We start from the raw sequence: 13,131 nt of genomic DNA on the forward strand, positions 1-13,131 counted from the left end.
CTCAGAAGCGCACGTCCGCCTTGAAGCCTACGACCACCGCATCCTTGCGCGATGCCAGCCCACCGGGGTGGCGCACGTACTGGACACCGGGCTGCAGGTCCAGTCCGGCGGCGGGCTTCCAGCCGTAGAAGACCTCGGCGACCTGCTCGCGCCTTGCGGGCGGACCGCGGTGGCGCTGTCGCTGGCTGTCGGCCACGCGCGGATTGACCCGGGTACTGGCAAGCCCCAGGCCGATGCGGTCATCCGGCCGCGAGCGGGTGGTTCCGGTGTGGACGAGCTGCAGGCTGATCATCTGGTCGATCTCGCCAGTGCGGCGATCACCCTGTGCGAAGGCCAGCTGGGTCCGCAATCCCGCTGATTCGCTGCTTGCGTTGCCGTGGGTCAGCTGCTGCTGCGCGCTGGCCCATCCGCCGTAGGCACCGGTGCGCAGCAACGCCATGCCGCCGCCCGCAGGGATCGGTAGCGGCTGCACCGCGTCCGCACGCGGCGCACTGCTGTACCAGCCACCCACCGCATACCGACCCTTGCGCCCGTCGAATGACGGCTCCCAGCCCATTTCCAGCGGTGTGAGGGTGCCGATCGTGCCGGCCGGTGCCAGGCGCAGGCCACCCCCACGTTCATCGGCATAGCGGGGGTTGATCTGGTACGCAGCCGCACGCAGGTAGACCGCGGGCAGCGGCCGGTAGGTGACCACCGCGCCCCATTGGCTGAGCGGCGAATTGAACCAGTAGTCGCCCCCGAACAGCGCCACCTGGCCACCGCACAGCGCCAGGTTCATGGCAACGCAGTCGAGCATGTTGAAGTCCTCCCCCACCGCAAGCCGGCCCGCCTTTGCATCGAAGCGGCCATCGGCGGACTGCCGCCCCAGCCACAGGCTGCCCAGCCGGGGGATGTGGCCACGCCCATGGATTTCCTGGCTTGCCATCAGGCTGCCCAGGCCGGCCCGGGCGGTGACACTGTCTCCGTCGCGCAGGCTCAGGGAGAGCTGGGCACGGGTGCCGGACCAGCCCCACAACCGCTCCAGGTCAAAGCGTGCGCTTGCGGACAGCTGGCCCGCATGGGCACTGGTGCGGCGCTGGCCGCCGGCTGTGTTGCGCGCCGCTTCCACGGTGTAGCTGAGATCAAGCGTGATGCCGTTGTCCTGCCATGCCGGGCGGCGCCCGCCCCAGTCACCGGTGACACCCTGTGCGAGCGCACCCTGCGCTGCCGCGGCGAGACCCAGGCCGGCCAGAACACGCAGCCCGATGAAAGAATTGTCCACGTCGACTCCTTGCTGCAAGGAGCCTCAACGTGGCACGCCGTCCTTCGTTCACCCTGCGCCGCGATATGGGTCTGCGGAGAAGGTCACAGCCTGTGCTGCAGGAAGGGCGAAGAATGTCAGGGTATGTCCGCGTGACTGGCGCGCCGCCTAGTCAGAAGCGACGTGGCCCATCCCCGGCGTACCAGCTTGCCACGTGCTCCGGCAACCAGGGGCGCGGGTCAATGTCCAATGCGGCATAAGCATCGAGCGCGTCGCGCAGCGCCACCTCCACCTCGATGCGTTCATGGCGGAGATCGTCCTCTTCAGGCAGCTGCGCGGCAGACCATGCGTACAGCCGGTCAATACGTTGCAACAGCATCGCCTGCAACCAGGCACGCAGCGGATACACATGATGGCCGCGCGCCGCCAGCCCGCGCACGGCGGCGTCCAATCCCTCGCTGGCGCCACGGACCCATTCGGTCTTCCCGCCCGCCTTCTGCTGCACGGTCAACGGTGCAGGCGAACGGTGCAGCTTCAGCGGACGGCGCAGCTCCAGTTCCAGGTCACGCGCATCACGCTGGGTCTCCGTTTCCACCAGCCACCCATTTTCCAGGTCGAAGAATTCGAACCATCGCCGGTGCAGCGCACCGATGCGTCCGAGTGGATCGCGCGAGAAGCCTATCTTGCAGTAGTCCTCCCACGCGCAGGGAAACACATAGGTGAACCATTGGCCGTCGATCCGCACGTTCATGGCAGCGCCTGGCAGACCGGGCAGAAGAACGTGCGGCGCCGGGTGGTCCCCAGGTACTGCTTGGACACCGGACCGCCACAGCGGGGGCACGTCCGGCGGGTATGTACCTGCCAATGCTTCTTGAGTTCGCAGGCCTTCTTCCAGGCCAGGAAGTCGAAACTGTACTGGCGTGCCTGGGTAATCACCTGCCCCAGCTTTCGCGGCGGGATGCTGGCGATGGTCGCAGCCGGATGCACGCGCGTGCGGAACAGCACCTCGTTCTTGATGATGTTGCCCACCCCGGCAAAGATGTCCTGGTCCAGCAAGGCATCGCATATCAGCGTGTCCGGCCGTGCTTTCAGCTTGCGCCGTGCCAGTCTGGGATCCCACGCGGGATTCATCACGTCCGCGCGCCAGTCGTAGGCATCGTCGAGTGGACCTTCGATGTACTTCAACGAGCAGGTGTAGAGATTGAGCTCGCCGTTATCGAAGGCCAGCGAGGCACGCGCGGTCGTCGGCTTCCTTTCGTCGATGCGCCACGTGCCGAACATCAGCAGGTGGGCGCGCAGGCTGAAGCCACGGAACTCCAGCAGGAAATGCTTGCCCCAGCTGCGCACGGACACCACGCGTCGGCCCTGCATGCGGGCAAGGTCGAGGCTGCTGTTGCCGGAAGCAACGCGCACCGTGTGGTTGCGGAAACGCGCCGCGGCTTCGCGCAGGATGATGATGGAAGGACCTTCAGGCATGGGCGGGCTCCAGCAGCGCCTGCAGGCGCAACGCGTTGGCCGTGGCGAAGCCGTGCGCGGTGTTGTCGAAGATCACCCAGGACGGGTGCCCCTCGGTGGATGCCACACGCACCTCTGCCGCCAGCCGATGCAGTGCCTGCTCGTCATAGTCGCTGTAATAGGTCCGCGGACTGCCATGCCAGCGCCAGTAACGCCAACACCTCGCTCCGGCAGGCCTGGCGCCTGCATCCATGCGCGGCGGATCCGCTGCGACACGCGCGATGCCGTAGCGATCCATCAACGCCTCCGCCGCTTCATCAAACCAGCCAGCGTGGCGGGGCTCGCACGCCACGGGCACGGCTGTACGCCGGCGCAGCATCGCAAAGAACGTGGATGCCACGCGCGCATCGAAGGCCAGTGACGGCGGCAACTGGAGCAGCAGCCCGCCGAGACGGTCGCCCAGGTGGCCGCTTTCATCAAGGAACCGGTCCAGCAAGGCACCCGTGCCGCGTAGCCGCAGCTCATGCGATATGGCGCGTGGTATTTTCACGGTGAAGCGGAAGTGCGCCGGCACCGCTTCCGCCCAGCGCGCATAGGTTGCCGGCTGGTGCGCGCGATAGAACGAGGAATTGATTTCGGCCACCGACAGACGCGAAGCGTAACGCTCCAGTGCACTGCCCTCGGCCTCGAACGCTGTCCGGTAGCGCCCCGGTATCGACCACCCCGCACATCCCACGCGCACCTCGGTTGCCACTGCCTGTCCTCCCAACGCCTGCCCGCAGCGTCTCCCCGCGACCGTTAGCAACAGGCGAAGTGCGCATGCCTGCGCCGTGCAGGCGCCGCTTTGACTTCGTGCACACCGTTGTCGGTGCAGCCTGTTGGCATGCTCGATTTTCTTCCCCCGCAGTGGTCGGTCCTGCCCCGCGCGTTCTATCGCCGCCATCCCACGATGGTGGCCCCGGAGCTGTTGAACAAAGTGCTGCTACGCGCCGATGGCCGCGCCGCACGCATCGTCGAGGTGGAAGCCTATGCGGGCAGCGAAGACCCGGCGGCGCACTCCTACCGAGGCATGACCGCGCGCAACGCCACCATGTTCGGCGAGCCGGGACATCTGTACGTGTACTTCACCTATGGCATGCACTGGGGCAGCAACGCGGTCTGCGGCGAGGTCGGTGAGGGCGTGGGCGTGTTGCTGCGCGCTGCCGAGCCCCTGCTGGGCCTGGATGCGATGCGCCAGGCCCGGCCCAAGGCGAAGCGCGACCGCGATCTCGCCAGCGGCCCGGGGAAACTCTCGCAGGCCTTCGGCATCACCGGCGCGATGGACGGTGCCGATCTGGTCGGTGCCGACGGCGGCATCGTGCTGGCCGATGATGGCACCGCGCCGCCGCGCGATCCGGTGGTGGGCCCGCGTATCGGCATCAGCCGGGCCATGGACTTTCCGTGGCGCTGGCACGTGGCCGACCATCTGCATGTTTCGGTGCGCCCGCGGCGCTGAGCACTGTCACCAGACGCGCTGCTGCCGGGAAGCTCAGCCTTCCCAGCTCAGCCCGCGCGGTGCGTTGCGGAAGCCCGCGGTACGCAGTGCCTCGGTAACCGGGCCGCGACCGATTTCCGCATCGTTGATCCGGTCCAGGGTGAACGACTGGCGCCGGCCCCGACGCAGCGCCGCGGCAAGCGCGCAGGCCGAGGCAGTCAGCAGATCGGCATGAGCGGGATCCTCGCCGTCGAAATACAGCAGCAGGGAACGTCCGCCCTGCGCCAGGTACATCCGCAACGCGCCGCCTGCCAGCACCACCAACGCGCCGGCCCGGCGCACCGGCCGCTGCCGGGCCACATGCGCCGGCCACGCCAGCAGCGTGCCGTAGGCATTGGCAGGGTCCACCGCCGACAGGCCGATGGCCGTTGCGGATGCGGCAGGCGTGGTGTCATCGGCGATATCACGCAGCCGGTCGACGCTGGAACGTTCGGCGAACTGCGCACCGCCCAGGCCTTCCACGAAACGTCCACGCAGCACCCGGCCGGCATCCTCCATGCCCCGGTAGACCTGCTGCAACGCTGGGAACCCTCCGGCGATGCCTTCTGCCACCGCAGCGCCGCGGGTCACCACGCCGTGGCGATCCAGCAACGCTTCAGCCAGTGCGACCGCACGCACGGTGTCACTGGCAGCATCCCGCTGCAGCAGCGACCAGCGGCCGGCCAACGAAGGCGCGTCGTAGGTCGCCGGGCCGGAGGACGGCACCCCGGCGGCAGGCACTGCATCGTCCATCGGTACGCCCATGAACCCGCGGCGGCGGCGCGACGCGTGCGATGCGCGTGCGCGGGATGGCGCGCGGGCCATTGACAGCGCCCGCAGCGGCGCCCAGATATCCGTTGCCACGCGGCCCTCCCAGGCGAGCCCCCACAGTGCGGCATGCAATGATTCCGGCGACAGATCGATGCCTGCTGCGAGGTGGTCCGCCGCCTGTATCCGGGCATGGATGCTCGTCGCAAGTTGCCGTGCAAAGAATCCACCACCGTCTGCCAGCACCGACAGGATCACCTCCTGCAGCGGCGACACCGCGCCTTCGCTGATCACCGGCAGCGTCTCCGCAGCCACCTGCTGCAGATGCAAAGACACCAGCCCATCGTCCTCGCCCAGCGTGCCGTGCCCGCACCACAGCACGCTGCCGGTGGCCAGCAGCTGGTCCAGCAATGCAGGCGCATAATCCCGTACACGCGCCGGCAGGACCTGGTTCTCCCAGGCAGAAACAGGCAGCGGCACGCCGGCCAGTTGTTCCACCACCCGCAGCACGCCTTCGCTGCCTTCCAGCGTGCCGATGACCTGCACAGCCGAACCCAGTGCAGCATGCCCGGCCGCCGATCCCAGCAACGCGTGGCGTTCCAGCAACAAGCGCACATACGCCGTTCCCGGCACCGGTCGGGTCGCTTCGCGTGCCGCCTGCAGCGAGCGCACGCGCAGCCGGCGGAACACCGCCTCGGCCATCCATTCGTGGCGCGCCAGTGGCGTGCCGTGCGCGGACGGCGTAGCGCCGAACCGGCCGCTGAGCAGCTTGCCCTGCTCAGCCAGGCGCGCCAGTGCGTTGTCGGCCACCGCCACACCCAGCCCGAACCGGGCGGCGACATCGGCCGTGGTGAACGGACCACGCGTGCGCGCGAATCGTGCGACCAGATCGCCCAGCGGATCCGGCGACGGCAGCAGGAACACTGCGGGAATCCGTCCGGGAAGCGCGATTCCCAGTGCATCGCGCAACCGGCCGGCATCTTCGATCGCCGCCCAGCGTGCTTCACCTGCCAGCGCGACGGCGATGATGCGTTGCTCTTCCTGCAGCGCCGCCAGGTGCGCGCGCACGTCACCATCGGCATCATGCAACCGCACGGCAAGCTCGCCCACAGACAACGGACCCAGCTCGCGCAGCAGGTCGGCAACGCTCTCCTTGCCCGCGGCACGCCGATCCGGCGCCAGCCGCTGCAGCTCGTCCACCACGCGCTCGACCACGCCAGCATCCAACAGCTCGCCTATATCCACCTGGCCCAGCAGGTCAGCCAGCAAGCCACTGTCCAAGGACAGGATCGAGGCGCGACGCTCGGCCAGCGGGACATCGGTGCCGTACATGAACTCGGCGACGTAGCCGAACAGCAGGTTGGCCGCGAACGGCGATGGCACTGCGGTGGTGACCTCGGCGATCTGCACGTGGCCAGCCTCCAGGCGCTGCATCAGCCCGCCCAGCGCATCGAGGTCGTAGACATCCTGCAGGCACTCGCGTGCAGTTTCGATCAGGATCGGGAAATCCGGATAGGCGCTCGCCACGTCCAGCAACTGGCCCGCGCGCAGGCGCTGCTGCCACAGCGGCGAGCGGCGTCCTGGCGTGCGCCGTGGCAACAACAACGCGCGCGAAGCACATTCGCGGAAGCGGGCAGCGAACAGCGCCGAGCTGCCGACCGCGGCGGTTACCTGGCGCCGCAGCGGCTCGGGCTCGAACAGGAACAGATCCGCACCCGGCAGGTGCCCGCTGCTGTCCGGAATGCGCGCCATGATGCCGTCCTCGCTGGATACCACGGAAGGATCGACGTGCCAGCGTTCGCGGATCCGCTCTGCGATCGCCAGCGCCCACGGATCATGCACGCGGCGGCCATACGGCGAATGCAGCATCACCCGCCAGTCGCCCAGTTCATCGCGGCAGCGTTCAACCACCAGTTGCCGGTCCGTCGGCAGCACGCCGGTCGCCTGCCGCTGCTCACCGAGCAGGCCGAGGATGTTGGTGATGGCGCGTCCATCCAGGCCGCTGGCCTGGAGCCGTGCGGCCACGGCCTCCGGAACGGCGCCCTCCTCCGTCGCCGCGCCATCCAGCTCAGCCAGGAACGCACCAATCGCCGCGCCGAGTTCGGCCGGACGGCCGGCATTCTCGCCGCGCCAGAATGGCAACCGTGCCGAGCGCCCCGGTGCCGGAGTGACGATCACCTGGTCATGGGTGATCTGTTCCACCCGCCACGAGGTGGCGCCGAGGGTGATCACATCGTTCACCCGCGACTCGTGCACCATCTCTTCGTCCAGCTCGCCGACCCGGCGCGAGCCGGCGCGCTCCTCACCTTCCGGCAGCACGACGCTGAACATGCCGCGGTCCGGGATGGTGCCACCACTGGTCACCGCCAGCTGGCGCGCACCGGGGCGCGCGGTGAGTTTTCCGCTGTCGCGGTTCCATACCAGGCGCGGTCGGAATCCGGCGAAATCATCCGAGGGATAGCGTCCGGCCAGCATGTCCAGCACCGCATCGAAGGCGCTGCGTGGCAGCTCGCGATAGGGTGCGGCGCGGCGTACGCAGGCGTACCAGTCCTCCACGTCCAGCGCGTCCATCGCCACTGCGGCCACGGTCTGCTGGGCCAGCACGTCCAACGGATTGCGCGGTGGATCCAGCGCTTCGATGCGACCGGCCAGCATGCTGTCGACGATCACCGCGGCATCGATCAGGTCACGCCGGGTGCGCGGGTAGACGAAGCCGGTGGAGATGCCACCCACCTGGTGGCCGGCGCGCCCGACCCGCTGCAACGCACTGGCCACCGAAGGCGGCGCGGCGACCTGGATCACCAGGTCCACCAGTCCCATGTCGATGCCCAGCTCCAGGCTGGAGGTGGCGACCACGCAGCGCAGTGCGCCTGACTTGAGCGCTTCTTCGATCTCGCGCCGCTGTTCCTTGCTGACCGAGCCGTGATGCGAGCGCGCCAGCAGCGGCTCGGCACCGCTGGAGCGCCCCGCCGTGCCGCCATTGAACGAACTGAAGGCCGTGGGATCGCGCTGGCCCGACGCCCCCCCGCCCGCATCGATCTCCAGGCGTTCGGCATACAGTGCGTTGAGCCGCGCGGTCAGCTTTTCCGCCACGCCGCGCGAGTTGGCGAACACGATGGTGGAGCGCCAGCGCAGCACCTCTTCGAGGATGCTGGCCTCGACATGGGGCCAGATTGAACCCACCCGCGTGGACGACTCGCCCGCGCCGGAACCCGCCCCCTGCGTGGGCAGGTCGGCCATGTCCTCCACCGGCACCACGATGCGCATCGCCAGCTGGCGCGAAGACGGTGGCTGCACCACGCTGACCGCACGGCCGCCACCAAGGAAGCGCGCCACCTCGTCCACCGGGCGCACCGTGGCCGACAAGCCGATTCTTTGTGCAGGGGCCTGCAGCAGGTTCTCCAGCCGCTCCAGGCTGAGTGCCAGGTGCGTGCCACGCTTGCTGCCGGCCACCGCATGGATTTCATCGATGATCACCGTATGCACGTGGCGCAGCGTGTCGCGCACGTTGGAGGTGAGCATCAGGAACAGCGATTCCGGCGTGGTGATCAGGATGTCCGGTGGACGCCGCGCCAGCCGCGCGCGCTCGGACGCGGTGGTGTCACCGCTGCGTATCGCCACTGACAGGTCCACGTCCGGATCGCCGCGCCGCGCGCGCTCGGCACGCACGCCCTGCAGCGGCACCTGCAGGTTGCGTTGCACGTCCGCCCCCAGTGCCTTGATCGGGGAGATGTACAGCACGCGGGTGGTTCCCCGCTGTGGCAGCAGGCCAGTGCGCGCCTGCTGGTCGCGTTCGGTGAACAACTGGTCGATGGCATGCAGGAACGCGGCCAGCGTCTTGCCCGAACCGGTGGGCGCGATGACCAGCGTGTGCTGCCCCTGGCTGATCGCCGCCCAGGCGTCTACCTGCGCCGGCGTTGCAGCGGGGAACGCCCCGCTGAACCACGTGCGCGTGGCGGGGGCGAAGGCGGCGGGAAGGGCGTCGAGGGAGCTGGGCATGCCCCATTATGCGAGCCGCGGCGTGCACGCTACGGGCAGCCCGCCGCGGGTCCCGTTGAAGCGCATTGGGTGTGGCGCTGCAGCCACCGCAGCGCCACGACAGGCGGCGCCGTGATCAGTGGATCGCGAGCTGCCTGATCAGTACGTCCGCCGCTTCGGTGGAGGACGCCGGATTCTGCCCGGTGATCAGCAATCCATCGCGGACCACGTACGAACCCCAGTCCGGGCCCTTGGAATAGTGGCCACCGTTGGCCTTCAGTTCGTCCTCGACCAGGAACGGCACCACCTGGGTCAGACCCACGCCTTCCTCTTCAGTGTTGGTGAAACCGGTGACCTGCAGGCCTTCCACCAGCGGGCGACCGGTGGCGGCCTTGACGTGGCGCAGCACGCCGGGGGCGTGGCAGACCAGCGCGACCGGCTTGTCCGCTGCGATGAACGATTCGATCAGGGCGATGGAATCACGATCTTCGGCGAGATCCCACAGCGGCCCGTGGCCACCGGGATAGAACACCGTGTCGAAATCGGCCTGCGACACGCTGTCCAGGCGCATGGTGCGGGCCAGCTGTGCATTGGCCTCGGCGTCGGCTTCGAAGCGCCGGGTCAGCGCGGTCTGGAAATCAGGCTCGTTGCTCTTCGGATCCAGCGGCGGCTGCCCGCCTTTCGGCGAGGCCAGCACGATCTCCGCGCCGGCGTCCTTGAAGGTGTAGTACGGCGCGGCCAGTTCTTCCAGCCAGAAGCCGGTCTTCTTGCCGGTGTCGCCGAGTTGGTCGTGGGAGGTGAGAACGATGAGGACTTTCATGGGTGTGCTCCAGTGAGGTGCAGATACAACAAAAATTAGACCGGTCGTCTAGGAAATTGCGCGTGAAACGGGACGAGCGTGCCGCCCCCTGCGTTCAGGAAACGGCGGTGTTGGCGGGTGGACCCAGCAGGTGACGGGTGGTGCGCAGCGCGTTGTCGAACGGCTGCGGAGTACGGACGATCTTGACCATGATGCTGGCGCCCAACCACAGCTGGTAGAGGCTCTGCGCCAGCGCCTTGGCGTCGTCCTGGACCGGCAACGAGCCTTCCGCCTGGCCGGCTTCGATCGCCGCAGCCATCCCGGCGATGATCGCCGCGGTGCCGCGATCCAGCGCCGATCGCATGCTGTCGGAAAGGTCTGCCACTTCGGCGCCCAGCTTCACCGCCAGGCACTTGCCCTGGCAGTCCTCGAAGGATTGGTTGTCCTGCCAGGCGGCGAAATAGTCTTCGATCTGCGCGGCCTTGGTCTTGCCGGGCTGGCGGAAGATGCGCTCCATGTCGGCCACATAGGCCTCGAAGTACCCCTCCAGCAGCGCCTCGCCGAAGGCGTCCTTCGAGCCGAAGTAGTGGTAGAACGAGCCCTTGGGCACGCCGGCCGCGGCCAGCACTTCATTCAGTCCGACCGCCGAAAAGCCTTTGCCGCCCATGATCCGCTGGCCGGTGGCCAGGATCTTTTCGCGGACGTTGGCGGTGGCGGGGACGGCGTTCATGGCAGCCACTATATATCCGATTAGACCAGTCGTCTAGGGTCCCGCCAAAGCCGCCTCACGGTTCATACCCGGATCGGCCCCGCCCGCGACAGGCTTGCCAGTTGCGCGTCGATTTCGTCCAGCGCCGGGTCCGGATCCATTTCCGGATCGGCTTCCAGCCGGGCGGCCAACGCGGCCAGCGCCGGCCGCCCGACCAGCCCGGCGGCCCCATGCAGGCGATGCGCGTAAAAGATGATGCGCGCGAGATCGCTGGCATCCACCGCGTCGCGCAGCTTGTGCAGATCGTCGGCCAGCAGCACGCGCAGGTCTGGCTCCAGCCGGTCGACGGTGACCCGTTCGATGGCCTCCAGCGCGGCGGTCTGCCCCGCCCTGTCGGCGGATCCCGCTGCAGCAGTGCGGCCGGTCCACAGCGCCAGCATGCCCTGCAGTTCGGCCAGGCGGATCGGCTTTTTCAACACGCCGTTCATGCCTGCCTGCTGGCAACGCGCCAGGTGGGCAGCATCGCTGGCAGCGGATATGGCGATGATCGGCAGGTCGGCCACGCCCGGGATGCCCGCCGTGCGGATCATCCGGCTTGCCTGGTAGCCGTCGATGTCCGGCATGAAGCAGTCCAGCAGCACGATGTCCGGCAGGTCCGCGGTGAGCGTGGCCAACGCCTGCGCGGCACTGTCTGCCAGCATCGCCACGGCGCCCAGCCGGCCGAGCTGTTCCTCCAGCACCATGCGGTTGGGCGCATGGTCATCGACCACCAGCACGCGCACGCCCCGCAGCACGCCGCCCGGCGTGGCGACGGCAGGTGCAGCCGCGGCATCGGTACGCTCGGCCGGGATCCGCAGCGACACCGTGGTGCCTTCGCCTTCCACGCTGTGCAGGTCGATCTGGCCGCCCATCAGCTGCACCAGATCGTGGCTGATCGACAGCCCCAGGCCGGTGCCGCCGTACTGGCGCGAGATGCTGCCGTCGGCCTGCGTGTAGGGATCGAACAGGTGGCCCTGCAGCGCTGCGGGGATCCCGCAACCGGTGTCGGTCACCGCCGCGTGCAACCAGGTGCCGGCCGGTGCGTCCTGCACCTGCAGCGCCAACCGGATGCTGCCGCGCTCGGTGAACTTGCGCGCGTTGCCGAGCAGGTTCATCAGCACCTGGCGCAGCCGGGTCGGGTCAAGCATCAGCCAGCTGTCGTGCGCCGGTACCTCGACGACCAGCGCGATGCCGCGCTTTTCCAGTTCGCCCTGGAATACCGCCGCGACGCTGCGCCCCAGCGCGCGCACATCCACCGGGATCTTCTCCAGCTGCATGCGGCCTTCGTCCAGCCGGGACAGGTCCAGCACGTTGTCCAGCAGGCCGGTCAGCGACTCGGCCGCCTCCTCGGCAGCCCGCACCAGCGCGCGCGGCCGGCCGGCGGGAACGTGGTCGGCCAGCACTTCGATGGCCCCCAGCACGGCGTTGATCGGGGTGCGTATCTCATGGCTCATGGTCGCCAGGAAACGCGCCTTGACCCGTTCGCTTTCGATCGCCGCCGCGCGTGCGCGCCAAGCCCAGCGCGCGACCACACCCAGCGCCAGCACCAGCAGGCCGATGGCCAGCAGCCACGGCCAGTTGTAGCGCAGCACGGTGGCCACGCTGGGCGCGCCGTAGTCCTCTTCGCGCAGCCATTGCTGGCGGATCTGCGATTCCTCCTGGGTGTTGATCGACGCCATCGCCTTGCCGATGATCGCCTCCAGCTGCGGCCAGTCGCTGCGTACCGCGAACTGCGCCTGCATCACCAGGTCGATGCGCGGCCGGGAGATATGCAGCTCATCGAGATACCGGCGCGCGACAAACGGCTGGAAGGTCGCGTTGGTGCCCATCGCCGCGTCGGCTTGGCCGTCCAGCACCATCTGCATGGAGGCCTGCGGGGTGGCGGTCGGCACGACGGTCAGCTGTGGATAACGGGCCTGCAGGATCCGGGCGTAGTCCCCGGCGGCACGTGCGGCGACCCGACGCCCGGCCAGCTCCTGCAGGTCCCATACGGCCGGCGAATCCGGTCGCGTGAACACAACGCTGTAGGCCGACAGATAGGGCCGGCCCAGGCGCACCGCCGCACGCGTCGCCGGTGACAGGCGCTCGTCCATGGCATTGAGCAGCATGTCCGCCTCGCGCGATTCCAGCGCGCGCTGCGCGGCCGGCCAGTCAGCGGCCTGCACGAACTGGAACTGCAGCCCGGTGCGCGCGCTGATCAGCCGGAGGTAGTCCCCGGACAGGCCCCGCAGCTGACCGTCACGGACATATTCCAATGGCGGAAGGGTGGCATCGGAGGTGACCCGGATCACCGGATGGGCGGTAATCCAGGCCTGTTCAGACGGGTCCAACAGCACAGTGGGCGGCGTCGCGGCGGCCGCCGGCAGCGCCGCAGCCCCGACCAGCAAGCAGAACGCAGCACAGGCGCAGGCACGAAGGCGCGACCGTCGGTGCGTCGGAATAAAAGTCCCCATGTGGCAAGGATACGCCGCGAAAGGCCCGCGGGCGGCGGGTACGGCGCGTCGGTCCATCGACCACCGCGCCAGTCAACCGCCAACGTCGGCACACATTCGTTGCAGTACGGTTAATCTTCTGTTAATTATTGATGCAGCGCAACAGATCCGCTGACGCGCAGGGAGAACCAACAGGAT

At 68.5% G+C, this 13,131-nt stretch carries 9 protein-coding genes; 1 reads left to right on the forward strand and 8 read right to left on the reverse strand.

Features of this window, described 5'->3' with window-relative positions; genetic code table 11:
- Window position 1: 1 nt before the first annotated feature.
- From CXG43_RS17940 to CXG43_RS17955, 4 genes are all read right to left on the reverse strand, one after another.
- Window positions 2-1,261, reverse strand: a complete 1,260-nt coding sequence (locus CXG43_RS17940; RefSeq protein WP_157825087.1) for a carbohydrate porin — start codon at window positions 1,259-1,261, stop codon at window positions 2-4.
- 151 nt (window positions 1,262-1,412) lie between these two features.
- The gene (locus CXG43_RS17945) at window positions 1,413-1,991 is read right to left on the reverse strand and encodes a GIY-YIG nuclease family protein (RefSeq protein WP_101101414.1); all 579 of its coding nucleotides are present in this window, start codon (window positions 1,989-1,991) and stop codon (window positions 1,413-1,415) included.
- Window positions 1,988-2,716 (reverse strand): DNA-formamidopyrimidine glycosylase family protein, encoded by a 729-nt coding sequence (locus CXG43_RS17950; protein WP_101101416.1) that lies wholly within the window; start codon window positions 2,714-2,716, stop codon window positions 1,988-1,990. The genes CXG43_RS17945 and CXG43_RS17950 overlap by 4 nt, the downstream gene beginning before the upstream one ends.
- Entirely contained in the window at window positions 2,709-3,449 is a 741-nt protein-coding gene (locus CXG43_RS17955; RefSeq protein WP_232767869.1) for a DUF72 domain-containing protein, read from the reverse strand. The genes CXG43_RS17950 and CXG43_RS17955 overlap by 8 nt, the downstream gene beginning before the upstream one ends.
- Window positions 3,450-3,578: 129 nt before the next feature.
- Between CXG43_RS17955 and CXG43_RS17960 the strand changes: the two genes are divergently transcribed.
- Complete coding sequence (locus CXG43_RS17960) at window positions 3,579-4,190, forward strand: DNA-3-methyladenine glycosylase (RefSeq protein ID WP_101101418.1); 612 nt, start codon at window positions 3,579-3,581, stop codon at window positions 4,188-4,190.
- Between the two features lie 33 nt (window positions 4,191-4,223).
- On the opposite strand, the gene CXG43_RS17965 is transcribed toward CXG43_RS17960, so the two are convergent.
- The 4 genes from CXG43_RS17965 to CXG43_RS17980 all read right to left on the reverse strand — a co-directional run bounded on the left by CXG43_RS17965 (window position 4,224) and on the right by CXG43_RS17980 (window position 12,888).
- Window positions 4,224-8,975 (reverse strand): ATP-dependent helicase, encoded by a 4,752-nt coding sequence (locus CXG43_RS17965; RefSeq protein WP_101101420.1) that lies wholly within the window; start codon window positions 8,973-8,975, stop codon window positions 4,224-4,226.
- Between the two features lie 115 nt (window positions 8,976-9,090).
- Window positions 9,091-9,774 (reverse strand): type 1 glutamine amidotransferase domain-containing protein, encoded by a 684-nt coding sequence (locus CXG43_RS17970; RefSeq protein ID WP_101101422.1) that lies wholly within the window; start codon window positions 9,772-9,774, stop codon window positions 9,091-9,093.
- A gap of 94 nt (window positions 9,775-9,868) precedes the next feature.
- On the reverse strand, window positions 9,869-10,483 hold the full coding sequence (locus CXG43_RS17975; protein WP_101101424.1) for a TetR/AcrR family transcriptional regulator: 615 nt from the start codon (window positions 10,481-10,483) through the stop codon (window positions 9,869-9,871).
- Between the two features lie 62 nt (window positions 10,484-10,545).
- Window positions 10,546-12,888 carry a transporter substrate-binding domain-containing protein gene (locus tag CXG43_RS17980; RefSeq protein WP_198551382.1) on the reverse strand — a complete coding sequence of 781 codons (2,343 nt, stop codon included), beginning with the start codon at window positions 12,886-12,888 and terminating at the stop codon, window positions 10,546-10,548.
- Window positions 12,889-13,131 lie beyond the last annotated feature (243 nt).

Origin of the sequence: Stenotrophomonas sp. Bg11-02 (assembly GCF_002836635.1) — a bacterium.
In the GTDB taxonomy this organism is placed as follows: domain Bacteria; phylum Pseudomonadota; class Gammaproteobacteria; order Xanthomonadales; family Xanthomonadaceae; genus Stenotrophomonas; species Stenotrophomonas lacuserhaii.